Genomic DNA, 22,109 nt, shown 5'->3' with positions numbered 1-22,109 from the left:
GCTCACTTCTTGGTGTCGGCTTGCGCGACCTGGGCGCCGGCGATGCCTGCCGGGTCCTTGTCGTCGCGGCGCGCGCTGACGACGATCTTGTCCATCTTCACCACTTGCTGGGGGTTCACGTCGCTGCGCTTCGCGGTGACGACGATCTTCTCCATCTTGCGGATCTCCTGGCCGCCCGACACCTGGTCGAGTTGCTGGTCGGAGAGTTCGCCGGGCTTCTGCTCTTTGGTCGACATTTTTCGCTGCTCCTTGGGGAATGCGTTGTGATCGTACACCGGCATCTTGCCGCAGGGCAGGCCCCGGCATGAGGGGCGCAGTGGACGGGGGCTTGTCGAATATTCACGCATCCGGCCGCCCGTGGGCGTGGCACGGATGTTGCATTGCAACATAAGTCTCGTGCAAGAAAGCCCCCATGCTCAAGGTGCTGGTCGTCGACAACACTCCCGGGCGGGCCTCCTCCCTCCGCCAGGCGCTGTCGTCGATGCCGGGCGTGGAGGTCGCATGCACGCTCGAATCGCCGCTCGAGCTCTTCGACCGGGTGGCCGAGCACCGGCCCGACATCGTCCTGATCGACACGGATTCGCCCAGCCGCGACGTGCTGGAACAGCTCGCCGCCGTCTCCTCGAGTGCGCCGCGCCCGGTCGTGCTCTTCTCCGACGACTCGCAGAACGACTCCATCCGCGCCGCGATCAAGGCGGGCGTCTCGGCCTATGTCGTTGAAGGCGTGAGCGCCAGCCGCCTGGAGCCCGTGATGCGCGTGGCGATCGAGCGCTTCGAGGCCGACCAGAAGCTGCTCGCGGAGCTCTCCGACGCCAAGTCGCAGCTCGCCGACCGCAAGGTGATCGAGCGCGCGAAGGGCATCATCATGAAACAGCGTGGCTTCACCGAAGAGGAGGCCTTCCGGGCGCTGCGCAACCTCGCGATGGAAAAGAACCAGAAGCTCGGCGACATCGCTCGCCAGGTCATCTCCATCTCCTCACTCCTCGGATGAATAAAGGGGTCAGACCACTTCATTGCCCGGAGCAATGAAGTGGTCTGACCCCTTTATTCATCTTGGTGCATGGCCGCGCCGTTTTGGCGCAGGAAATTGTCACCCCGACTTCGTCCGCAATCCCCTTCCCGTTTCCGGTCAGCGACTTAGTGCATTTGGCACGCCCATTGCGATAAGTAGGCCGAAGCCCGAGCCAACGGCGGCACGGGCACACGACAAAGGCGTCCGTCCCGCGACCATTCGCGGCGACCGACGCCTTTTTGTTTTGCGGTGACACGGGAGACGACGCATGAAGAAGAAGGGGATGAACCATGGCGCACGACGCAAGTTCCTCGCGCAGGGCGGAGCGGCCCTGATGGCCACGCTCACGCCGCAGCTGCGCGCCTCGGTCTGGGCCGCGGGCTCCGACGCGCCCGAGAAGACGGACCTCAAGATCGGCTTCATCCCCCTCACCGATTGCGCCTCCGTCGTGATGGCCAACGTGAAGGGCTTCGACAAGAAGTACGGCATCACCATCACGCCGACCAAGGAAGCCTCGTGGGCCGCGGTGCGCGACAAGCTCGTGAACGGCGAGATCGACGCGGCGCACGTCCTCTACGGCCTCATCTACGGCGTGCAGATGGGCATCGGCGGCCCGAAGAAGGACATGGCCGTGATGATGAACCTCAACAACAACGGCCAGGCCATCACGCTCTCCCAGCAGCTGAAGGAGAAGGGCGCGATCGACGGCGCCTCGCTCGCCGCGCTCATCGCGAAGGAGAAGCGCGAGTACACGTTCGCGCAGACCTTCCCCACCGGCACGCACGCCATGTGGATCTACTACTGGCTCGCCGCGGCCGGCATCAACCCGATGAAGGACGTGAAGACCATCACCGTCCCACCGCCGCAGATGGTGGCCAACATGCGCGTCGGCAACATGGACGGCTTCTGCGTGGGCGAGCCCTGGGGCGCGCGCGCCATCGCCGACAAGATCGGCTTCACCAGCATCACCACGCAGGCGATCTGGAAGGACCACCCCGAGAAGACGCTCGGCACCACGGCCGAGTTCGTCCAGAAGTATCCCAACACCGCGCGCGCCATGACGGCCGCCGTCCTCGAAGCCGGCAAGTGGATCGACGCCTCGCCCGCCAACCGCAAGGAGACGGCGGAGGTGATCGCACAGAAGTCCTACGTGAACACCGACACCGACGTGATCCTCGGCCGCTTCCTCGGCGCGTACGAGGACGGCAACGGCAAGAAGTGGCAGGACCCCGACTACATGAAGTTCTGCAACGACGGTGCGGTGAACTTCCCCTACCTCTCCGACGGCATGTGGTTCATGACGCAGCACCGGCGCTGGGGCCTGCTGAAGGAAGACCCCGATTACGTCGCCGTCGCGAAGAAGGTGAACCAGATCGAGATCTACAAGCAGGCGGCTGCCGCGGCGAAGGTCCCGGTGCCGAAGGACGTGATGCGCACCTCCAAGCTGATGGATGGCGTCGTGTGGGATGGCAAGGACCCGGTGAAGTACGCGGGCGGATTCAAGGTGAAGGTCGCTTGAGGAGGTCCCGATGAGCGCAGTGAGCCGAGTGGTCGTCGCACACCCGTCCGCTTTGAAAGTGAAGGTCACGGTGCCCGGCCCGGGACCGATCGCGCGAGCCGACGCGATCCCCCTGCCGGCGCCGCGGAAGCCCCCGCCTGCTTGGGTGGTGCAAGTGATCGCGATGACCACCGGCCTCGTGGTCTTCGTGGCGCTCTGGGCGTTCGTCGCGAAGTTCGGCCGTATCCCCGATCCGTTGTCGGTGTTCAAGGAAGCCGTCGTGCTCTTCTCGAACCCGTTCTACAAGAACGGGCCGAACGACCAGGGCATCGGCTGGAACATCCTCACCTCGTTGGGACGCGTGGCCATCGGCTTCGGGGCCGCGGCGGCCGTGGGCATTCCGCTCGGCTTCGCCATCGGACGCTTCCGTTTCCTCTCCGACATGGCCGCCCCGATCATCGCGCTGCTGAAGCCCGTGTCGCCGCTCGCGTGGCTGCCCATCGGCCTGCTGCTCTTCAAGAAGGCCGACCCCGCGGCGATCTACGTGATCTTCATCTGCTCGCTCTGGCCGATGATCGTGAACACCGCCGTGGGCGTGCGCCAGATCCCGCAGGACTACCTCAACGTCGCGCGCGTGCTGAACCTCTCCGAGTGGAAGATCTTCACGAAGATCCTCTTCCCCGCGGTGCTGCCATACATGCTCACCGGCGTGCGCCTCTCGATTGGCGTCGCTTGGCTGGTGATCGTCGCCGCGGAGATGCTCACCGGCGGTGTCGGTATCGGCTTCTGGGTGTGGGACGAGTGGAACAACCTCAAGGTCGACCACATCCTCATCGCCATCTTCGTCATCGGCATCGTCGGGCTCGCGCTCGAGCAGATGCTGGTCTTCATCGCGAAACGCTTCAGCCACGGGGTGAACGCATGAGCGCGGACAAATACCTGCAGGTCGAGCAAGTCGGCATGGCCTTCGAGAAGCGCGGCGTGCGCTTCGAGGCGCTGCGCGAGATCGACCTCGTCGTGCGCCAGGGCGAGTTCGTCTCGCTGATCGGGCATTCCGGTTGCGGGAAGTCCACGCTGCTGAACCTGGTGGCCGGCCTCCTGATGCCGACGCAGGGTCACCTCATCCTCGCCAACAAGGAGATCGGCGGCCCGGGTCCCGAGCGCGGCGTGGTGTTCCAGAACCACTCGCTGCTGCCGTGGCTCACCTGCGCGGGCAACGTGTACCTCGCGGTCGAGCGCGTGTTCGGCGGCAAGGAGCCGAAGGCGAAGCTGCAGGAACGCACGATGAAGGCGCTCGAGCTCGTGCACCTCGAGCATGCGGCGCAGAAGCATCCCGAGGAGATCTCCGGCGGCATGAAACAGCGCGTGGGCATCGCGCGCGCGCTGGCGATGGAGCCGAAGATGCTGCTCCTCGACGAACCGTTCGGCGCGCTCGATGCGTTGACGCGTGCCCACCTGCAGGACGAGCTGATGGGCATCGTCGCCACGACCGGCAGCACGGTCGTGATGGTCACGCACGACGTGGACGAAGCGGTGCTCCTCTCCGATCGCATCGTGATGATGACCAACGGACCGGCGGCGACTATCGGCGGCATCCTCGAGGTTGGTCTTCCGCGTCCGCGCGAGCGCCTCGCCCTCGCCACGAATCCCCGCTACATCGAGTGCCGCCGCGAGGTGCTCGAATTCCTCTACGACCGCCAAGCCAGGAGGGCTGCCTGACATGACTCCGAGCCAAGTCGCGTTGGTGCAGACCACGTGGGCGAAGGTGGTTCCGATCGCGCCCACCGCCGCCGCGCTCTTCTACGGCAAGCTCTTCGAGCTGGACCCGGAACTGCGCCCGCTCTTCAAGGCCGATATCGCTTCGCAGGGCGAGAAGCTGATGAAGATGATCGGCGTCGCGGTCGGCGGCCTCGAGGATCTCGGTGCGCTCATCCCCGCGGTAGAAGACCTCGGCCGCCGCCACGTTGGCTATGGTGTCGAGGACAAGGACTACGACACCGTGGCCACGGCCCTCCTCTGGACACTCGAGCAGGGCCTGGGCACCGCGTTCACGCCGGAGGTGAAGCAGGCATGGACCGAGACGTACGTCACGCTGGCCGGCGTGATGAAGTCGGCCGCGGCGAAAGCGGCCGCCTGATCACCTTGGGCGCGAGCGACGCCGGCGAGGTTCGCAGCACCTGCCCGTATTGCGGTGTGGGATGCGGCGTTCGCATCTCGCATGCGGCGGGCCACATCACCGCCGTCGCGGGAGATGAGACGCATCCCGCCAACTTCGGCAAGCTCTGCAGCAAGGGCCTCGCTCTGCCGAAGACGCTCTCGCGCTCCTCGCGTCTGCTGCAACCGCAAGTGCGCGCTTCGCGCGGCGAGCCTCGCGTCCCCGTCTCCTGGGACGTAGCCCTCGACCACATCGCCGACCGTTTCGCGGGCTCGATCGAGCGGCATGGCCCGGACAGCGTCGCCTTCTACATTTCGGGCCAGCTCCTCACCGAGGACTACTACGTCTTCAACAAGCTCGCGAAGGGCCTGATCGGCACCAACAACGTCGACACGAACTCGCGGCTTTGCATGTCGTCGGCGGTCGCGGGCTACAAGGCCACGCTCGGCGCCGACGCGCCGCCCGCTTGCTACGAGGATCTCGACCACGCGGCCTGCCTCTTCATCGCGGGCTCCAACATGGCGTTCGCGCATCCGGTCCTCTACCGCCGCATCGAGGAAGCCCGCCGCAAGCGCCCGGACCTGAAGACCATCGTCGTCGACCCGCGGCGTACGGATACGGCCGCCGAAGCCGATCTCCATCTCGCGATCGCGCCCGGCACCGACGTCGCGCTCTTCAACGCAATGCTGCACGTGCTGCTTGCCGAGAAGCGCGTCGATCGCGGCTACATCGAGGCGCACACCGAAGGATTCGAACCGCTCGAGCGCGAGCTCTCCGCATGCACGCCGGAATGGGCCGCGGGAGTCTGCGAGATTTCGGCCGACGACATTCGTCTCGCGGCCCGCTGGTTCGCCGAGGGACCGACGCTTTCGCTCTACTGCCAGGGCCTGAACCAGTCCACCTCCGGCACCGACAAGAACGCGACGCTCGTGAACCTCCATCTCGCCACCGGGCAGATTGGCCGGCCGGGCGCGGGGCCGTTCTCGCTCACGGGCCAGCCCAATGCGATGGGCGGACGCGAAGTGGGTGGCATGGCGAACCTGCTCTCCGCGCATCGCGATCTCTCCAATGCGGCTCATCGCGAAGAGGTCGCGAAGCTCTGGGGCGTGAAGTCCGTTCCCGACAAGCGCGGGAAGACGGCGGTGGAGCTCTTCGAGGCGCTGAACGAAGGCACGGTGCGCTGCGTGTGGATCGCGTGCACCAACCCCGCCCAGTCGATGCCGGACCAGGCGCTCGTGCGCGCGGCCCTCGCCCGGGCCGAACTGGTGGTGCTGCAGGATTGCTACGCCGACATCGAGACCGCGCGCTTCGCCGACGTGCTGCTGCCCGCGGCCACGTGGGGTGAGAAGGAAGGCACGGTCACCAATTCCGAGCGGCGCATCTCGCGCGTGCGTGCCGCGGTGGCGCCCCCCGGCGAGGCGCGCGCCGACTGGGAGATCGCGTGCGATTTCGCGCACCGTCTCGGCCACCAGCTCGGCCGCGACGGTGAACGGCTGTTCCCGTACACGAGCGCCGAGGAGGTCTTCGCCGAGCATTGCGAGACCACGCGCGGCCGCGATCTCGACATCACGGGACTCTCGTATGCCGTGATCGAGGAGCGCGGCCCGCAGCAATGGCCGTTTCCCGAAGGCGCTGCCGAGGGTCTGGCCCGCCTCTACACCGAAGGTCGTTTCCCGACGGCGAGCGGCCGCGCCCGCTTCCACGTCGCCGGCTACACCGCGCCCGCCGAAGTGCCGACCGAGCTCTTTCCGCTGCGCCTCACGACCGGGCGGCTGCGCGACCAGTGGCACGGCATGACCCGCACCGGCCGCGCCGCGTCGCTGCACGATCACGAGCCCGAGCCGCGCGTCACGATGCATCCCGAGGACCTCGCCACGCGGGGCGTCGAGGACGGCGCGCTGGTGAGGGTTCGCGGCCCGCGGGGCACGCTCACGCTCCGCGCGCGCTCGAGCGACGAGGTGCGGCGCGGCGATCTCTTCATCCCGATGCACTGGGGCGGGCGGTTCCTCGCGGGCGGCGGCGTCAACGCGCTCACCATCTCCCGCTACGACCCGCATTCGTTTCAACCGGAGCTGAAGCACGCGATCGCCGAGGTCGAAGGCGTCGTGCTTCCGCATGCGCTGCTCGCGATGGGCGTCGTCGCGGATCCGGACCGGGCCCTCGCCGCGCTGGCACCGCTGCTCGATCGCTTCGCCTACGCGAGTTGCGGGCTCGCGGGCGGTGAGTATCCCGCGGTGATCCTGCGCGCCGCGTGCGCGAACGCGATCCCGGAGCATCTCGTGGCGCAGGTCGATCGCGTGTTCGGATTCCCCGCGACCCGGGGCGGTCTCTCGTACGACGATCGCAGCGCCGGCTTCTCTCGCGTCGCACGCCGCCTGGGCACGCGCCTCGCGGCCGTGCGCCTGCTGGGTGAAAGCACGGGCAGCGAGTGGCTCGTCGATCTCATCACGCAGGGCACCAACGTCGCGGGGCTCGGCTATCAACTCCTCGCGCCGAGCGCCGTGGCACCCGAGGGCGCCGCCTCTCGCGGTCGCATCCTCTGCACCTGCCACGACGTTCCCGAAGCGCGCGTTGCCGAGGGCATCGAAGCAGGCCTCGACCTCGCCGCGCTCCAGTCCACGCTCAAGTGCGGCACCGGGTGCGGCTCGTGCGTGCCCGCGCTGAAGCGCCTCTGCTCGGCACGCAAGCGCGAGGCGGTCGCCGCATGAAGCGCCCCGGCAAAGCCTGGCTGATCGGCGCCGGCCCGGGCGATCCCGAGCTGCTCACGCTGAAGGCGGTGCGCGCGCTCGGGGAATGCGACGTGCTGTTCGTGGACGACCTCGCGAATCCCGCCGTTCTTGCGCACGCGCGCCCCGATGCGCGGTTCATCGCGGTGGGCAAGCGCGCGCGTTGCAAGTCGACGCCACAAGAATTCATCGAGCGCGCGATGATCCGCTACGCACGAGCCGGCGCGATTGTCGGCCGCGTGAAGGGCGGCGATCCCTTCGTCTTCGGCCGCGGTGGCGAGGAGGTGCTGGCCCTGCGCGCTGCAGGAATCGACGTCGAAGTGGTCTCCGGCATCACCGCGGGCTGCGCCGTGCCCGCCGCCCTCGGCATTCCGGTCACGCATCGCGAGGTCTCCCGCAGCGTGACCTTCGTGACAGCCCACACGCGCGACGGAAGCGGCCCCGACTACGCGGCGCTCGCCCGCGTCGGCGGCACGCTCGTCTTCTACATGGGCTTGAACGCCGTCGACGCGATCTCGAAAGGCCTCGTCGCTGGCGGCCTCTCGCCCAATACGCCCGCGTGCGCGATCGCGAACGGGACGTTGCCGTCGCAGGTCTCGGTCGTCACCACGTTGGATCGGCTTCCGATCGACACCGAGGGTCTCTCGGCACCGGCGTTGATCGTCGTCGGTGAGGTTGTGAGCATGGGAATAAAGGGGTCAGACCACCTTATTGCCCAATACCAAGCAATAAAGTGGTCTGACCCCTTTATTCCCCGGAGCGCCGCATGAAGCCGCGCCTCGTCGTCGTCGGGCACGGCATGGCGGCCGCGAGGACGCTGGAGCACCTCATGGCGATCGCGCCTGGGCGACACGACGTGACGGTGATCGGCGCGGAGCCGGTGCCGGGCTACAACCGCATTCTCCTGTCGCCGGTGCTTGCCGGCGAGATGACGAAGGAAGAGCTGCAGCTCCAGGGCGCGGAGTGGTACACGCGCCACGGCATCCGGCTCAAGCTCGGGCGCAAGGCGACCGCGATCCTGCGCGGGCCGCGCGAGATCGTGACGGATGACGGCGTGCGTACGCCGTACGACACCCTGCTCCTCGCAACCGGATCGCGTCCTGTTCGATTGCCCATCCCCGGTGCGGAGCTCGAGGGCGTGGCCACGTATCGCGACCTCGCCGACACCGAGGCGATGATCCGTGCCTCGGAGGTCTATCCACGTGCGGTCGTGATCGGGGGTGGGCTCCTCGGCCTCGAAGCGGCGAGCGGCCTGCGCACGCGCGGCATGGAAGTCGACGTCGTCCACGTGATGCCGTGGGTGATGGAGCGCCAGCTCGACGAAGCCGCCGCAGCCGTCGTGCAGCGCAAGCTCGAGTCGCGCGGCATCCGTTTCCATCTCGGTGCGCAGACGCTCGCCATCGAGGGCGACCGCAGCGCGCGCAGCGTCACCATCCAGCGTACCGGTGCCGATCCCATCAGCCTCCCCGCGGACCTCGTGGTGATGGCCGTGGGAATCCGCCCCGACACCGCGCTCGCCGGCGCAGCAGGCCTACGCGTCGATCGCGGCATCGTCGTCGACGACACGCTGCTCACCTACGACCCACGCATCTACGCGGTGGGCGAGTGCGTGCGCCATCGCGGCACCTGCTACGGCCTGGTGCAACCGCTCTACGACATGGCCAAGGTATGCGCCACGCACCTGGCCGGCGTGGGCAGCCACTACTATTCCGGCTCCACGCAATCCACGCACCTCAAAGTCACCGGCATCGACGTCTTCTCCGCCGGCGACCTCTCCGACGCCCCGCGCCGCCAGAGCCAGGTGCTGCGCGATCCCGTGAACGGCATCTACCGCCGCCTCGTTCTCGAAGACGACCGCCTCGTGGGCGGCATCCTCGTCGGCGACAGCGCAGGAGCCAGCCGCTACGCCGACCTGATCCGCACCAAGGCGAGCCTCGGACCGCTGCGCAAAGAGCTCATGTTCCTGCGATGACCGACGACTTCACGCCCGAGCAGAAACGCTACCTCGAGGGCTTCGCGGCCGGCCAGGGCATCGCGCGCCTCAACCTGGGTGGCGCCAAGCCGGTGGCGCCCGCCGCAACAGGCCCCGATCGCATCCACGACGAAGCCCGCGCCCGAACCGTGGCCGCGGGCGGAAAGCTCGTCGCCGAAGAGGACGCGAAGGCGAAGAAGAACGGCCTCGACATCTGGGACGAGATCCGCAAGCTGGCGGACGAAGGCAAGTTCCCCAAGGGCACGGACGTCTTCCTGTGGAAATTCCACGGCCTCTTCTACGTGGCGCCCGCGCAGGACAGCTTCATGTGCCGCCTGCGCATTCCCGGCGGCCAGCTCTCGCCGCACCAGATGTCCGGCCTCGCCGATCTCGCCGACCTGCACGCGGGCGGCTACTCGCACGTCACCACGCGCGCCAACCTGCAACTGCGCGAGATCACGGCGAGCCAGACGCCGGGCCTGCTGATGGGCTTGGCCGAGCTGGGCCTCACGTCGAAGGGCTCCGGCGCCGACAACATCCGCAACGTCACCGGCTCGCCCACGTCGGGCATCGACGCGCAGGAGTTGATCGACACGCAGCCGCTGTGCCGCGAGATGCACCACCATATCCTCAACCACCGCGAAATGTACGGCCTGCCCCGCAAGTTCAACATCGCCTTCGACGGCGGCGGGCGCGTGTCGAGCGTGGACGACACCAACGACATCGGCTTCTACGCGGTGCGCGTTCCCGAGGGCAAGTCCGTTCCCGCCGGCGTCTACTACCGCATGCGACTCGGCGGCATCACGGGCCACCACGACTTCGCGCGCGACGAAGGCGTGGTCATCCCGCCCGCCGAATGCGTGAAGGTCGCCGAGGCCGTCGTGAAGGTCTTCGTCGAGCACGGCGACCGCACCAACCGCCTCAAGGCCCGCATGAAGTACGTGATCGACAAGGTCGGGCACGAGCAGTACATGGCCTGGGTCGAGGAGAAGCTCGGCCGCAAGCTCGCCCGCCTGCCCGAGGAAGATTGCGAGGCCCGCCCGCGCGTCGCGCGCGAAGGCCACATCGGTTTCCACGCGCAGAAGCAGCCGGACCGTTTCTATGTCGGCCTCTCGCTGCCCGTGGGCAAGCTCACCTCCGCGCAAATGCGTTCCATCGCCACGCTCGCAGCGCGCTACGACGGATCGATCCGCCTCACCGTCTGGCAGAACCTGCTGATCACCAACATTCCCCGCGAGTCGATCGATGCGGTGAAGCGCGACATCCTGTCCATGGGTCTCGACTGGCAGGCCACGCCGATCCGCGCGGGGCTCGTCGCCTGCACCGGCAATCGCGGCTGCAAGTTCTCGGCTTCGGACACCAAGGGCCACGCGATGACGATCGCGAACTACCTCGAGCCGCGCGTCGCGATGGATACGCCCGTCAACATCCACCTCACCGGCTGCCACCACTCGTGCGCTCAGCACTACATCGGCGACATCGGCCTGCTCGCCGCGAAGGTGGACACCGGCGGCGAGGAGGCGATCGAGGGTTATCACCTGTATGTCGGCGGCGGCAGTGGCGAGGACCAGGCGCTCGCCCGCGAGGTCTATCGCGACGTGCCCGCCGGCGAGGCGCCCGAAACGATTCGCAGGATGCTCGCCGCGTATCTCGCCAATCGCCTCACGCCCGACGAGACGTTCCAATCATTCGCGAACCGCCACGATGCCGAGGCGCTGCGCAACCTGTTCAACCTCAAGATCAGCGCCGCCGCATGATTCCCGTCCTGCCCGACACCGCCCCCTTTTCGCCCGAGCAGCGTGCGTGGCTGAACGGTTTCTTCGCCGGCATGCTCGGCATGGCGGCAGGCAACGGAGCGGCCGCCACGAGCGCCCCCGCCCCGGAAGACGATGGCGAGCTTCCGTGGCATGATCCGGTCCTGGAGTTGCCCCAGCGCCTGGAGTTGTCGAAGGGCAAGCCGCTCCGCCTGAAGCTGATGTCCGCCATGGGCCAGCTCGATTGCGGGCAGTGCGGCTACCTGTGCAAGAGCTACGCGCAGTCCATTGCCGAAGGGGCCGAGAAGGACGTCGGCAAGTGCGTCCCCGGCGGCAAGCAGACGACGAAGGCACTGAAACGGTTACTGGAGGAGGAACCGGCCGGGACGGCGGCGTTGGCCCACGAGGCCCCGACCGCCGTCTTGCCCGACTTTCCCCCCGGACCTTCCCGAGATCGCCCCGCCCGTGCCCGGTTGATCGTGAGCTATCCGCTCACGAAGGGAGACCGCGACACGCGAGCGGTGAGCGTCGCGACGGCCGGCCTGGGCCTCGAGCACGAGCCCGGCGACTCCCTCGGCATCTGGGCGGGCAACGACCCGCAGGTGGTCGAGCTGATCCTGTCGATCCTCAAAACCAAGGGCAACAAGGCCGTGATGCTCGAAGGCGCGACGTGGACCGCGCGCGAAGCGCTCACGTCACGCGTGAGCCTGCGCGAGCCGACGGCGGAGCTCTTCGCGCTGATGGCCGACCACGCCAAGCTGGAGTTCGAAGCACAGCGCCTCGCCCTTCTCGCCGAGGATGACGAGCGAGCGCCGAGCTACGGCATCCGCGACGTCTTCGACACGCTCGTGAAATTCCGCTCGGCTCGTCCGCCCGTGGGTGCCTTCATCCAGTCGCTCTCGCGCATGCAGCCGCGGCTCTACTCCATTGCCTCGTCGGCGAAACGCTACCCGGGCGAGATCCATCTCACCGTGGGCGTCGTCCGCTACGACGAGGGTGGCCGGGGTTACCTCGGCCTGGGTTCTGGCTACTTCGCCGAGCACCTCTCGCCGGGCCGCCCGGTGCCGGTCTTCCTGCAGAAGTCGCACGGCTTCCGCTTGCCGACGAATGCCGCCACGCCGATCGTGATGGTCGGCCCCGGCACCGGCATCGCGCCGTTCCGCGCCTTCCTCCAGGAACGCGAAGCCGCGGGGGCCACCGGCCGCAACTGGCTCTTCTTTGGCGCGCAGCACGAGGCGACGGATTTCCTCTATCGCGACGAGATGGAAGCCTGGCGCGACAAGGGGCTGCTCACGCGCCTCTCGACGGCCTTCTCGCGCGACCAGTCGCAGAAGATCTACGTCCAGCACCGCATGGCCGAGCAGGCCGCGGAGCTCTGGCAGTGGCTGAAGGACGGTGCGTATTTCTATGTGTGCGGCGATGCGAAGCACATGGCTGCTGATGTCGAGCATGCGCTGGTCAGCGTAGCGACCACACAGGGTGGGCTCGACGCGGCGGGTGCCAAGGCGTGGCTTGCGGGGCTGGCGAAGGAAGGCCGCTACCTGCGCGACGTGTACTAGAGCGGGTAGCCGGGCCGCAGGACGTCGTGGTATTCGGGATGCTTCCGCATGAATCCCGCCGCGTAGGGGCAGATCGGGATGACCTTGCGGCCGCACGCGCGCGCTTCCTCCAGCACGTGACGGAGCAGCGCCCCCGCGAAACCCTGGCCTTCCTCGTGCGCTTCGGTGTGCTTGATGAGCAGGGAATCGGTGCCGATGCGGTCCGCTTCGATGAAGGCGACCTCCCGCGCATCCTGGCTGGCGCGATAGCGCTTCGCGGATTCGTCGAAGGAGAACACGAGATTCGTCGTCACGTTGCACGCTCCGCCCGCCCCCGGTAGTAGCCGAGGTTCGAGTCGCCAAGGTCTTCCATCAGGAACCGCGCCACCGGCGCAGCGTACCAGTTGAACCGCGTGCTCACCCGATACCCGATCCGCACCGTCAGTTCCGTGCCGCCCGCGACGGGCCTCAGCACATAGGACGTGTCCCGGACGTCGAAGTAGTGGCCGCCGATCACGACATGCTCATCGAGCGCGTAGGGCGGAAAGGATTCCGGCGTGAAGCGGTACGTCCATCGCAAGTAGCGGTTCTCCACGGAATGCGTGATGACCTCGTCGAACGAAATGTCCTTACCCATCGTGACGTGGCGCACGCGTCCCTCGGGCGTTTCGCTTGTCGCTCCACTTTGTGGAACGGGCACGCCAATCCGGTAGATCCAGGCGCGTTCGACCTCCTCGGGCCGGATGTCGCGCGCATTGAGCAGCTCATTCCACACTCGCTCGGGTGAGGCGTGAATGACGATCGTGCGCTCGACGTTCGCCAGTTCCACCGGGAGCGGCACCTGGGACTCCATGGGCGTGGCAAGGAACGGGAGCATGGCGATCGCGTAGAGCGTCTCTTTCGATTTCGTCACCCTCCGGCAGATGGCGCCCATCGCAAGGCCCGACAGGCCGCCGATGACCGCGAAGAGAGGAACGATGATGATGGCGCAAACGAATCCTTCGATCAGGATCAGCAACGTTCCGATGACGAAGAACACGTTCGCCAGCGCGCCGATGTTGAAATGCCATCCCGAGGCCGTTGGAGACAGCCTTTCCGAGACGTAGACCGCTACGGCTCCAACCACGACCGGGACGAAGTAGATGAACCCGGCCGTCATGGCATGGGTCATGCTGTCCGGGTAGCCCGAGAAGACGAACCGCATCGCTATGCCTACCACCGCGCCCGCGAGGAGCGGCGCGCCCCAGCGCAGCCAACGGCGCTTAGCGGGTTTGTCGTCCATGGATCCTCTCCACCGAGTGCGCCGCGATCGGCGTGATACCGGGCCGCGCCGGCAAACGGTCCGGCGTCTGGATATCCCACGCGAGCCCGCATCGCTCGAGCAGGAGGACGAACTCATAGCCGAGATCGACTTGCCCCGGATAGAGACCGTGGCGCGCCGATGCCGGAAAGGCGTGATGGTTGTTGTGCCAGCTTTCACCCATCGACGGAATCGCCGCCCAAGGGACGTCGTGGGCCTGTACGGCCCCCTTGTCGACGAGCCAGCTCTGCGGGCCGTGCGTGTGGCACAGGTAGCCCACGAACCAGTGCATCGTGACTCCGACCGTCACGCGGACGCACACGCCCCAGATCACCCACGGAACGCCGCCGATCGCGAAGAGCACGAGCGCGACGGGGATCTGCTGCAGCATCCACGTGCGCTGGAGGAAGCGATAGAAGGGATCGTCACCGATGCCGGGGCCGGGATCGAAACCCGGTGGACGATCGAGGTACAGCCGGCAATGCAGGTTCCACCACGCGTCCATCCAGGGGCCGCGTCCATGCTTCAGGAAGTCATGGCAATCGGGCTGGCGCTGGGCCCAGTCGCGAATGTCGTGCGACTGGATCACCCAGAGGGGACCTTGCATGCCGACCAGCGTGCCCGACCACACCATCGCGCGTTCGAGCCACTTGGGACACTTGAATGTGCGATGGATCAAGCGGCGGTGGAAACCGACCGAGTGTCCGGCGCACATGGTCAGCGCGAGCAGCACCACGAATGCGGTAAAGGCGCCCCACGTGAAGTAGAGCGGACCGAGCGCTATCGCAGCGAGGAGCATTCCGCCGTTCCAGGCCGATCGTGCCGGATCCCAGCGCGCGCGTCCCGCCACGGGATCCACGTTCGCGTCGAGAATGAGGGAATTGACCCGATAAGGATCGAGCGAGGCGAGGGCCGCCTCAGGCCGCGGACGAGATGCGCTCTGTTCCATGGATGTACTCAACGGGGTGGATGTCGTCTTGCAGCATCTCGGCGCGCGGCGCACCGACGTTCCATGCGAGGCCCGCGCGCTGGAGGCGTTCGATGACCCAATAGCCCGGATCCAGCTCGTGGGGCTCCAGGCCCATGCGAGCGGATTCCGGAAACGCGTGGTGGTTGTTGTGCCAGCATTCGCCGAGCGTGAGCAGACCCCACCCAGGCAGGTTGGCCGCTTGCACTCCCGCGCCCTCGACCCACCAGCGGCCGGGGCCGGGGTTGTGGCAGTAGTACGTCACGATCCAATGGCCCGCGACGCTCACCGAGACTCGCGCGAAGACGCCCCACGCGACCCAGCCCCATCCTCCGGCCAGGTAGAGGGCAATCGCGAGCGGGACCTGATGAAGCATCCATGTCCTTTCCATGGCTTTGAGCCACGGGTCGGCGAGAAGGTCGGCCTCGATTCGGAACGCCGGCGGCCGATCGAACGCAAAGCGGCAATGAAGTTGCCAGAGCGCATCGACGAGCAAGCCGCGTCTGTGCGAAAAGAAATCGTGGCAATCGAGCTGCCTTTGCGCCCAGTCGCGCGTGTCGTGGATGCGCAGGATGCCGTACGGTCCCGCCATGCCCACGAGCACTCCGAGATAGATGAGCAGCCGCGCGAGCCACGGATTCGTCTCGAAGGTTCGGTGGATGAGATAGCGATGCATCCCGACCGAGTGCCCCAGCAACAGGGTGGTGTAGGTCAGTACGGCAAAGACGAGGATCGCAGCGGGGGTCGCCGTGAGGGGTGCGAGGACGAGCGCCGCGGCGAGCATCGACGTGTTCCAGATCGACTTGGCGGGAGACCACTCGACACGGCCGGCGCTGGCATCGGCCTCGGTTCCATCGACACGCCAGACGTGGTGCCGCACGGTCGCGTCAGCCTTTGGCCGTGCGCTTCTTGAGCGCTCGGGCTTCCTGCTTGAGGGGCCGCCCCACCGGACACACCTCGAAGGCATAGCCAGTCAGGGTGTTCACGAGGTTGTCGCCGTTCAGCTTGTAGAACACGAACTGCCCGCGGCGCTCGCTGGTCACGAGCCCGGCCTTCTCGAGCACGGAGAGGTGCCGCGAAATGGCCGGTGCCGTCATCGCGAAACGTTCTGCGAGATCCGAGGTGGAGAGCTCCACTTCGGAGAGATACGCGAGGATCTGCCGGCGCGGCCGGGAAGCGAGGGCGTCGAAGACGAGGTCGAGTTGCATCATTCATTAATTAGCACATTTGTTAATAATTAAATCCCTGGCGTCCCCCGTTGTCAATGGGGTCGGGTATCCTTTCCGGAATGAAGCGTGTCCTACGCACACCGGTCGGCGCTTCCGACCATGTCATCGGTGAGGCCAGCGCCGCGGTCACCGTGGTCGAGTACGGCGACTTCGAGTGCCCGTACTGCGCGGAAGCCTCCTCGGGGATTCATTTGATGTTGCTGCGCTACCCCGGCAGCGTGCGCTTCGCGTTCCGCCACTTCCCGCAGGAAGACGTCCATCCCCACGCCGTACTCGCCGCCGAGGCTTCCGAGGCCGCGGCCATCCAGGGGAAGTTCTGGCCGATGCACGACCGGCTCTTCCGCCGCCAGCGCAACCTCACGCGCAGCGATCTCAACGCCGTGGCCCGGGAGATCAAGCTCGACCTGGCCGCCTTCTCGCTCGCGATGGACGGCCACGTGAGCCTCACGCGGATCAAGGCGATGGCCGCCGACGGCCGGAAGAGCGGCGTCCGGTCGACGCCGACGATCTTCATCAACGGCAAGCCGTTCGACGTGGCATTCGACCTCCAGCACCTCTACGACGAGATCGACAAAGAGCTGGCGGCGTTGGGGAAATAGGCAGTCTTTCTGCCGAATATTCCGCAATCCGGAACACGGGGGTGGGCGTATCCAAGGGTGGCGGCGATGTTGCCGCTGCATCCGAACCCACCAAGAAAATGACGCCCCAACAGATCGCACTCGTGCAGGACAGCTGGAAGAAGATCGTCCCCATCCGCGACATGGCCGCCCTGCTCTTCTACGCGCGCCTCTTCGAGCTGGATCCCTCGCTTCGCCCGCATTTCCGCAAGCCCCTCGACCAGCAGGGCCGCAAGCTGATGGGCATGCTCGGCACCGCCGTCGGCTGCCTCGGCCGCATGGGCGAGATCACCGCCACCGCCGGGGACCTGGGCCGCCGCCATGCCGCCTATGGCGTGAAGGACGAGCACTACGATTCCGTCGCCGAAGCGTTCCTGTGGACGCTCGAGCAGGCGCTCGACACCGACTTCACGCCCGAGCTGCGCGAGGCTTGGACCGTCGCGTACACGACGCTCGCCAACGTGATGAAGGATGCGGCGAACGATCCCGCGTTCTCGCAGGCCGTTGCCTGACCGTCATTCCCGCGAAGGCGGGAATCCATGGGTCCCCGCCTACGCGGGGACGACGGTGCCGAACCGCCGCATGAATTCGAGGACGGCCCGCCGGGCGAGGTCGACGTCCTCGGCGGTCACGGTCTCGGCGGGGTTGTGGCTTACGCCGCCCGCGCCGCAGCGCACGAACATCATCCCGACGTCGCAGATGCGCGCGAACATCATCGCGTCGTGACCGGCGCCGCTGGGTAGCCGCAGCGGCTCGAGACCCACGGCGGCGATGCTCGCGGCCACGAGGTCCTGCATCCGGTCGGCGCAGCGGATCACGGTCGACTCGCTGTGGCGCTTCATCTCGACGCGCACGCCGCGGCGCTTCGCGATCGCCTCGAGCTCCGCGAAGATGTCGTCCTCGGCGGCGATGCGCGTCGCGTCGTCGCCCGCGCGGATGTCGAGCGAGAACTCGATGCGTCCCGGGATCACGTTGCTCGAGCCGTCGACAACCTTGAGGATGCCGACGGTTCCGACCAGGCGCGAGCCTTCGACGGTCACGCCGCAGCGCCGCTCGATCGCCAGCACCATCTCCGAAGCCGCCGTGAGTGCGTCGTGCCGCCGCTGCATCGGCACCGTGCCCGCGTGCCCCGCCTCGCCGATCACCACCACCGAGTGGCGATTGCCGCCCGAGATCGTCGTGACCACGCCGAGCGCCAGCCCCGCATCCAGGAGCACCGGCCCCTGCTCGATGTGCAACTCCAGGTAGCCCGCGAGCGCCTTGCGGTTCAGCGGATCGGACCCCGCCGCCTCGGGATCGAGCTCCGCGTCGCGCATCGCCTCGCGCATGGAAACGCCATCGGCATCGCGCCGGTCGAGCCACGTGCGGTCGAAGTCGCCGATCATCGCCCGGCTGGAGAGGAAGCCCGTCGCGAAGCGAGCGCCCTCCTCGTCCGCGAAGGCGGCCACTTCGATGGCGCAGGGCAACCGCTCACCGCGGCGATGCAGCTCCGCCACGCAGGCCATGGGAACGAGAATTCCGAGCACGCCGTCGTACTTGCCGCCATTCCTCACCGAATCGAAATGCGAGCCGAGCAGCAACGTCTTCGCATCCCGCGTCGCGCCGTCGTAGCGGCCGATCACGTTGCCGACCGAATCGACGCGCACACGCAGGCCGCTTTCTACCATCCACGATTGCAATTCTTTCGCCGCCGCGCGGTGCGCGGAGGTGAGATAGAGACGCGTGTAGTGGTCGGCGGAGTCGCTGTGGCGGGCCAGCGAAGCGGCAAGATGTAGGACATCCATGGAACGACCGAGTCTAGCACCGGACTAATGGGGGTCATGGAATTACAAACCCGCGATCTCACCGCATGCCCGGAATGCGACGCCCTGCAGCGGATCCCGCAGCTGCGCCGCAGCGCGGCCGCGCATTGCTTCCGGTGCGGCGCCGAGCTGCATCGCTTCCAGCCGGCCAGCCTCGACCGCACGCTGGCCCTGCTCACCGGCGCCGCGGTGCTTTTCATCGGAGCCAACGCCCACGACCTGATTCGCCTGGACTCCAACGGCATCGAGACCTCGGCCAACATCTTCCAGACCATCGCGGCGCTCCGCGACCACGGCATGGCGAGCCTCGCCCTGATCACGCTCTTCTCCGCGCTCCTCCTGCCGGCCGCCGAGCTGGTCGTGATGCTGGCGATGCTCCTGCCGCTCCGCCTGGGAACCGTGCCGCCGTGGCTCGCCGTGACCTTCCGCAGTGCCGAATGGGTTCGGGCCTGGGTGATGCTGGACGTCTACCTCCTCGCGACGATCATCGCGACATCGCGCCTGTCGCAGCTCGCCACGGCCGAGGTCGGGAACGGGCTGTATGCGCTGGGCGGCTATGTCCTGCTGCGTGCGATGGCGATGCAGGCCTATGAACCGAACGAGGTGTGGCGCCGCGTGGCGGAGATCGAATCCGCGCGCGCGACCGATCGCGAACCGGCGGAAGCCCGGCCGTGACCGCCCTCGCCGCCGACCAGGGCCTGTGGTCCTGCCTGACGTGTGAGCAACTCCAGCGCGTGGAGCCCGGGACGGCGCGCGCCTTCTGCTCGCGTTGCGGTGCCGCGATCCACGAGCGCAAGCCCAGCAGCCTCACGCGTTCGGCCGCCTTCCTCGCCGCGGCCGCCGTGCTCTACATTCCCGCGAACCTGGTGCCCGTGGTCACGACGGGGCAGCTCTTCGTCGCGCAGTCCGACACGATCATGAGCGGCGTGATGCACCTGTGGCGCACGGAAGCGAAGCTCCTCGCGGGGATCCTCTTCATTGCGAGCATCGTCGTGCCCGCGTTCAAGATCGCGACGCTGGCCCTGCTCATCGCGATGGCGAAGCGCGGTTCCCTCTGGCAACCTCGCACGCGTGCCATGATCTACCGTGCAACGGCCTACATCAGCCGCTGGTCGATGGTCGACATCTACGTGGGCGCCGTCCTCGTGGCGCTGGTCCAGTTCAAGGTATTCGCATCCGTCGAGCCCGCACCGGGCGCGGTGGCCTTCTGCGCGGTGGTGGTCCTCACGATGCTGGCCTCGATGAGCTTCGACCCGCGGCTTACGTGGGATCCCGTGGAGCATCGCAATGGCTGAGGGCACGACGAACGAACCCGCAATCCCGAGCAGTGAGTCGGCGATTCCGCGCGCGGTCTCCAAGCGGGGCGGGCCGCGCACGCCGCAACTGGTGTGGATCGTCCCGGTCCTGGCCCTCCTGATCGGCGGCTGGCTCGCGATCGAGCACTTCCTCAATCGCGGCCCCGACGTGACGATCACCTTCAAGTCGGCCGAGGGCATCGAGCCCGGGAAGACACGCATCCGCCACAAGGCCGTGGACATCGGCATCGTGAAGTCGGTACGCCTGTCCGAGGACGGGAAGTCCGTCGTGGTGAGCGCCGAGGTGGATCGCCAGACCGCGAGCCTCTTCCTGGTCGAGGACACGAAGTTCTGGGTGGTGCGCCCGCGCATCGCCGGCGGACAGGTCTCGGGCCTGGGCACGTTGCTCGCCGGCTCGTACATCGGTGCCGAGCCGGGAACCTCGAAGTCCTCGAAGAAGGAGTTCGTCGGCCTCGAGACGCCGCCCGTGCTGGTCGCGGATCAAGCGGGGCGCATCTTCACGGTCCGTACCGACGACCTCGGATCGCTCGACATCAACTCGCCGATCTACTTCCGCGGCGTCGTGGTGGGCAAGGTCGTCTCGACCGAAGTTCCGGGCCACGGCGAGGAGGTGCGCGTCGGCATTTTCGTCGAGGCGCCCTACGACAAGCTCGTGAACGACGACACGCGCTTCTGGAACGCGAGCGGCGCGGAGCTTTCGCTCGACTCCAACGGCGTGCGCGTGCAGGTGCAGTCGCTGATCACGGTGCTGCTGGGCGGCATCGCGTTCGAGACGCCGACCGAATCCGTGACGCGTCCCGAGGCGGCGGCGAAGGCGGAGTACTGGCTCTTCGACAACCGCACCAAGGCGATGGCGCCGCGCGAGACGGTGGTCGAGAAGTTCGTCGTGCGCTTCACGAAATCGGTGAAGGGCCTGCAGGTGGGCTCGCCGGTCGACTTCCGCGGCATCACCGTGGGCGAGGTGAAGCGCATCGACCTCGACTTCGAGTCGCAGCAGTCGCGCTTCCTCATGCTGGTGGAGATCGACCTCTACCCCGAGCGGCTGCGCTCGCGCTTCCGCGATCCCGCGCGTGCACCGCTCCCGAACCTCACGCCCCAGCAGCGCATCGGCCGCTTCGTCGATCGCGGCATGCGCGCGCAGCTGAAGAGCTCCAACCTGCTGACGGGCGCGCTCTACGTGAACCTCGAGTTCTTCCCGCAGGCACCGAAGGCCACGGTCGACTTCACGAAGACCCCGCCCGAGATCCCGGTGATGGGCGGCGGGCCCGGCGAGCTGCAGGACTCGGTCGCCGCGATCGCCGCGAACCTCGAGAAGGTGCCCTTCGACAAGATCGCGGCGGACCTGCGCGCCTCGATGGCGGCACTGCAGACCTCGCTCAAGAATGCCGACGCGGTGATGGCGAAGCTCTCCAACGAAGTCGCGCCGGAGCTGCGCATGACGCTCGAGTCCGCCCGCAAGACGCTCGGTACCGCGGAGCAGACGCTGTCGTCGGATTCCCCGATCGGAGGCGACCTCCGCGGCGCCCTGGACGAAGTGCGTCGCGCCGCGGACTCGGTGCGCCAACTCACGGACTACCTCGAACGCCATCCCGAATCGCTGATCCGCGGCAAGCGGACGGAGTCGAAATGAAGCGCGCACTCACGCTGCTGGTCGCTCCCCTCGTGCTCTCCGGCTGCTTCGGCGGCTCGGCGGTGAAGGAGAGCTACTTCAACCTCTCGGCCGCGCCGGGCAACGCACCGTCGCCCGCGACCAGCTCCGGCCCTGCCATCCACGTAGGCGTCGCCACCGTTCCGGAAGCCGTCGACCGCAACGCCATGGTGATTCGTACCGGCCCCAACCGTGTCGAGATCGACGATGCGAACCGGTGGGTCGAGCCCCTGAAAGCGGCCATCCCGCGCGTGCTGGCGGAAGACCTTCGCGCGGAGCTCGGGACGAGTCGCGTCACCTCGGGCCGCTTCGGCCCGTACGCCCCGGACTTCGCCGTGACCGTCGACGTGCAGCGTTTCGATTCGTCGTTGGACGCGGGCGCCACGCTGGAAGCCATGTGGACCGTAACGCCCACGGGCGCGAACGCTTCGGCGGGCGCGCGCAAGTCCGGGCGCACGGCGGTCACGGAGCCGCTGCCCTCGCGCGACGCGGCCGGCATCGCCGCGGCGCACAGCCGAGCGCTCGCGCGCATGGCCGCGGAGATCGCCGCCACGATCCGGCGGTAAACTGCGGGG

At 67.5% G+C, this 22,109-nt stretch carries 23 protein-coding genes; 16 read left to right on the top strand and 7 right to left on the bottom strand.

The window, feature by feature from the left end:
* Positions 1–2: 2 nt before the first annotated feature.
* Entirely contained in the window at positions 3–236 is a 234-nt protein-coding gene (locus DSM104443_RS04740; RefSeq protein ID WP_171089945.1) for a hypothetical protein, read from the bottom strand.
* 176 nt (positions 237–412) lie between these two features.
* On the opposite strand from DSM104443_RS04740, the gene DSM104443_RS04735 reads away from it, so the two are divergent.
* The 10 genes from DSM104443_RS04735 to DSM104443_RS04690 all read left to right on the top strand — a co-directional run bounded on the left by DSM104443_RS04735 (position 413) and on the right by DSM104443_RS04690 (position 12,676).
* Positions 413–991, top strand: coding sequence for an ANTAR domain-containing response regulator (locus DSM104443_RS04735; protein WP_171089943.1), 579 nt, complete (start codon positions 413–415; stop codon positions 989–991).
* Positions 992–1,280: 289 nt separating this feature from the next.
* Complete coding sequence (locus DSM104443_RS04730) at positions 1,281–2,531, top strand: CmpA/NrtA family ABC transporter substrate-binding protein (protein WP_171089941.1); 1,251 nt, start codon at positions 1,281–1,283, stop codon at positions 2,529–2,531.
* Positions 2,532–2,541: 10 nt separating this feature from the next.
* Positions 2,542–3,435 (top strand): nitrate ABC transporter permease, encoded by an 894-nt coding sequence (gene ntrB, locus DSM104443_RS04725; protein ID WP_171089939.1) that lies wholly within the window; start codon positions 2,542–2,544, stop codon positions 3,433–3,435.
* A complete protein-coding gene (locus tag DSM104443_RS04720) occupies positions 3,432–4,229 on the top strand; it encodes an ABC transporter ATP-binding protein (RefSeq protein ID WP_171089937.1) in 798 nt (265 codons plus the stop codon). The genes ntrB and DSM104443_RS04720 overlap by 4 nt, the downstream gene beginning before the upstream one ends.
* A 1-nt stretch (position 4,230) precedes the next feature.
* Complete coding sequence (locus DSM104443_RS04715; protein ID WP_171089935.1) at positions 4,231–4,647, top strand: globin family protein; 417 nt, start codon at positions 4,231–4,233, stop codon at positions 4,645–4,647.
* A complete protein-coding gene (locus DSM104443_RS04710) occupies positions 4,581–7,373 on the top strand; it encodes a nitrate reductase (RefSeq protein WP_171089933.1) in 2,793 nt (930 codons plus the stop codon). Before DSM104443_RS04715 ends, DSM104443_RS04710 begins: the two co-directional genes overlap by 67 nt.
* Positions 7,370–8,161 carry a uroporphyrinogen-III C-methyltransferase gene (gene cobA / locus DSM104443_RS04705; RefSeq protein ID WP_171089931.1) on the top strand — a complete coding sequence of 264 codons (792 nt, stop codon included), beginning with the start codon at positions 7,370–7,372 and terminating at the stop codon, positions 8,159–8,161. Before DSM104443_RS04710 ends, cobA begins: the two co-directional genes overlap by 4 nt.
* Positions 8,158–9,363: an NAD(P)/FAD-dependent oxidoreductase gene (locus DSM104443_RS04700; protein WP_171089929.1), complete on the top strand. Its 1,206-nt coding sequence runs from the start codon at positions 8,158–8,160 to the stop codon at positions 9,361–9,363. Before cobA ends, DSM104443_RS04700 begins: the two co-directional genes overlap by 4 nt.
* Positions 9,360–11,120 (top strand): NirA family protein, encoded by a 1,761-nt coding sequence (locus DSM104443_RS04695; RefSeq protein WP_171089928.1) that lies wholly within the window; start codon positions 9,360–9,362, stop codon positions 11,118–11,120. Before DSM104443_RS04700 ends, DSM104443_RS04695 begins: the two co-directional genes overlap by 4 nt.
* On the top strand, positions 11,117–12,676 hold the full coding sequence (locus DSM104443_RS04690) for a sulfite reductase subunit alpha (RefSeq protein ID WP_171089926.1): 1,560 nt from the start codon (positions 11,117–11,119) through the stop codon (positions 12,674–12,676). The genes DSM104443_RS04695 and DSM104443_RS04690 overlap by 4 nt, the downstream gene beginning before the upstream one ends.
* Here the strand turns inward: DSM104443_RS04690 and DSM104443_RS04685 are convergent.
* Genes DSM104443_RS04685 through DSM104443_RS04665 form a run of 5 tightly spaced genes read right to left on the bottom strand, consistent with a single transcriptional unit; the run spans position 12,673 to position 16,133 of the window.
* On the bottom strand, positions 12,673–12,969 hold the full coding sequence (locus tag DSM104443_RS04685) for a GNAT family N-acetyltransferase (protein WP_171089924.1): 297 nt from the start codon (positions 12,967–12,969) through the stop codon (positions 12,673–12,675). The genes DSM104443_RS04690 and DSM104443_RS04685 overlap by 4 nt on opposite strands.
* Complete coding sequence (locus DSM104443_RS04680) at positions 12,966–13,937, bottom strand: SRPBCC family protein (protein ID WP_171089922.1); 972 nt, start codon at positions 13,935–13,937, stop codon at positions 12,966–12,968. Before DSM104443_RS04680 ends, DSM104443_RS04685 begins: the two co-directional genes overlap by 4 nt.
* Complete coding sequence (locus DSM104443_RS04675) at positions 13,918–14,904, bottom strand: acyl-CoA desaturase (protein ID WP_171089919.1); 987 nt, start codon at positions 14,902–14,904, stop codon at positions 13,918–13,920. Before DSM104443_RS04675 ends, DSM104443_RS04680 begins: the two co-directional genes overlap by 20 nt.
* Positions 14,873–15,802 carry an acyl-CoA desaturase gene (locus tag DSM104443_RS04670; RefSeq protein ID WP_212756943.1) on the bottom strand — a complete coding sequence of 310 codons (930 nt, stop codon included), beginning with the start codon at positions 15,800–15,802 and terminating at the stop codon, positions 14,873–14,875. The genes DSM104443_RS04675 and DSM104443_RS04670 overlap by 32 nt, the downstream gene beginning before the upstream one ends.
* Positions 15,803–15,809: 7 nt before the next feature.
* Positions 15,810–16,133 carry a metalloregulator ArsR/SmtB family transcription factor gene (locus tag DSM104443_RS04665; RefSeq protein ID WP_246232511.1) on the bottom strand — a complete coding sequence of 108 codons (324 nt, stop codon included), beginning with the start codon at positions 16,131–16,133 and terminating at the stop codon, positions 15,810–15,812.
* 77 nt (positions 16,134–16,210) lie between these two features.
* On the opposite strand from DSM104443_RS04665, the gene DSM104443_RS04660 reads away from it, so the two are divergent.
* Together DSM104443_RS04660 and DSM104443_RS04655 are read left to right on the top strand one after the other, a co-directional pair.
* The gene (locus tag DSM104443_RS04660) at positions 16,211–16,750 is read left to right on the top strand and encodes a DsbA family protein (protein WP_171089916.1); all 540 of its coding nucleotides are present in this window, start codon (positions 16,211–16,213) and stop codon (positions 16,748–16,750) included.
* A gap of 98 nt (positions 16,751–16,848) precedes the next feature.
* Positions 16,849–17,280 carry a globin family protein gene (locus DSM104443_RS04655; protein WP_171089913.1) on the top strand — a complete coding sequence of 144 codons (432 nt, stop codon included), beginning with the start codon at positions 16,849–16,851 and terminating at the stop codon, positions 17,278–17,280.
* 39 nt (positions 17,281–17,319) lie between these two features.
* On the opposite strand, the gene DSM104443_RS04650 is transcribed toward DSM104443_RS04655, so the two are convergent.
* Positions 17,320–18,552, bottom strand: a complete 1,233-nt coding sequence (locus DSM104443_RS04650) for an allantoate amidohydrolase (protein WP_171089911.1) — start codon at positions 18,550–18,552, stop codon at positions 17,320–17,322.
* A 36-nt stretch (positions 18,553–18,588) separates the two neighbouring features.
* On the opposite strand from DSM104443_RS04650, the gene DSM104443_RS04645 reads away from it, so the two are divergent.
* The 4 genes from DSM104443_RS04645 to DSM104443_RS04630 are packed head-to-tail and all read left to right on the top strand — an operon-like array spanning position 18,589 to position 22,100.
* Entirely contained in the window at positions 18,589–19,245 is a 657-nt protein-coding gene (locus DSM104443_RS04645) for a paraquat-inducible protein A (RefSeq protein ID WP_171089909.1), read from the top strand.
* Positions 19,242–19,865 carry a paraquat-inducible protein A gene (locus DSM104443_RS04640; RefSeq protein ID WP_171089907.1) on the top strand — a complete coding sequence of 208 codons (624 nt, stop codon included), beginning with the start codon at positions 19,242–19,244 and terminating at the stop codon, positions 19,863–19,865. Before DSM104443_RS04645 ends, DSM104443_RS04640 begins: the two co-directional genes overlap by 4 nt.
* Positions 19,858–21,516 (top strand): PqiB family protein, encoded by a 1,659-nt coding sequence (locus DSM104443_RS04635; protein ID WP_171089905.1) that lies wholly within the window; start codon positions 19,858–19,860, stop codon positions 21,514–21,516. Before DSM104443_RS04640 ends, DSM104443_RS04635 begins: the two co-directional genes overlap by 8 nt.
* Positions 21,513–22,100 (top strand): PqiC family protein, encoded by a 588-nt coding sequence (locus DSM104443_RS04630; protein WP_171089903.1) that lies wholly within the window; start codon positions 21,513–21,515, stop codon positions 22,098–22,100. Before DSM104443_RS04635 ends, DSM104443_RS04630 begins: the two co-directional genes overlap by 4 nt.
* The last annotated feature ends 9 nt before the right edge of the window (positions 22,101–22,109 follow it).

The organism is Usitatibacter rugosus (assembly GCF_013003965.1).
GTDB lineage: Bacteria > Pseudomonadota > Gammaproteobacteria > Burkholderiales > Usitatibacteraceae > Usitatibacter > Usitatibacter rugosus.
The sequence above is the reverse complement of the archived record's forward strand: the minus strand, read 5'-3'. Positions and strand labels throughout refer to the sequence as shown.

Excerpts from the sequence above, each read along its gene's own strand:
- DSM104443_RS04740 (WP_171089945.1), bottom strand. The coding sequence starts at position 236 with ATGTCGACCAAAGAGCAGAAGCCCGGCGAACTCTCCGACCAGCAACTC.
- DSM104443_RS04735 (WP_171089943.1), top strand. The coding sequence starts at position 413 with ATGCTCAAGGTGCTGGTCGTCGACAACACTCCCGGGCGGGCCTCCTCC.
- DSM104443_RS04730 (WP_171089941.1), top strand. The coding sequence starts at position 1,281 with ATGAAGAAGAAGGGGATGAACCATGGCGCACGACGCAAGTTCCTCGCG.
- ntrB (WP_171089939.1), top strand. The coding sequence starts at position 2,542 with ATGAGCGCAGTGAGCCGAGTGGTCGTCGCACACCCGTCCGCTTTGAAA.
- DSM104443_RS04720 (WP_171089937.1), top strand. The coding sequence starts at position 3,432 with ATGAGCGCGGACAAATACCTGCAGGTCGAGCAAGTCGGCATGGCCTTC.
- DSM104443_RS04715 (WP_171089935.1), top strand. The coding sequence starts at position 4,231 with ATGACTCCGAGCCAAGTCGCGTTGGTGCAGACCACGTGGGCGAAGGTG.
- DSM104443_RS04710 (WP_171089933.1), top strand. The coding sequence starts at position 4,581 with ATGGACCGAGACGTACGTCACGCTGGCCGGCGTGATGAAGTCGGCCGC.
- cobA (WP_171089931.1), top strand. The coding sequence starts at position 7,370 with ATGAAGCGCCCCGGCAAAGCCTGGCTGATCGGCGCCGGCCCGGGCGAT.
- DSM104443_RS04700 (WP_171089929.1), top strand. The coding sequence starts at position 8,158 with ATGAAGCCGCGCCTCGTCGTCGTCGGGCACGGCATGGCGGCCGCGAGG.
- DSM104443_RS04695 (WP_171089928.1), top strand. The coding sequence starts at position 9,360 with ATGACCGACGACTTCACGCCCGAGCAGAAACGCTACCTCGAGGGCTTC.
- DSM104443_RS04690 (WP_171089926.1), top strand. The coding sequence starts at position 11,117 with ATGATTCCCGTCCTGCCCGACACCGCCCCCTTTTCGCCCGAGCAGCGT.
- DSM104443_RS04680 (WP_171089922.1), bottom strand. The coding sequence starts at position 13,937 with ATGGACGACAAACCCGCTAAGCGCCGTTGGCTGCGCTGGGGCGCGCCG.
- DSM104443_RS04675 (WP_171089919.1), bottom strand. The coding sequence starts at position 14,904 with ATGGAACAGAGCGCATCTCGTCCGCGGCCTGAGGCGGCCCTCGCCTCG.
- DSM104443_RS04665 (WP_246232511.1), bottom strand. The coding sequence starts at position 16,133 with ATGATGCAACTCGACCTCGTCTTCGACGCCCTCGCTTCCCGGCCGCGC.
- DSM104443_RS04660 (WP_171089916.1), top strand. The coding sequence starts at position 16,211 with ATGAAGCGTGTCCTACGCACACCGGTCGGCGCTTCCGACCATGTCATC.
- DSM104443_RS04655 (WP_171089913.1), top strand. The coding sequence starts at position 16,849 with ATGACGCCCCAACAGATCGCACTCGTGCAGGACAGCTGGAAGAAGATC.
- DSM104443_RS04650 (WP_171089911.1), bottom strand. The coding sequence starts at position 18,552 with ATGGATGTCCTACATCTTGCCGCTTCGCTGGCCCGCCACAGCGACTCC.
- DSM104443_RS04645 (WP_171089909.1), top strand. The coding sequence starts at position 18,589 with ATGGAATTACAAACCCGCGATCTCACCGCATGCCCGGAATGCGACGCC.
- DSM104443_RS04635 (WP_171089905.1), top strand. The coding sequence starts at position 19,858 with ATGGCTGAGGGCACGACGAACGAACCCGCAATCCCGAGCAGTGAGTCG.
- DSM104443_RS04630 (WP_171089903.1), top strand. The coding sequence starts at position 21,513 with ATGAAGCGCGCACTCACGCTGCTGGTCGCTCCCCTCGTGCTCTCCGGC.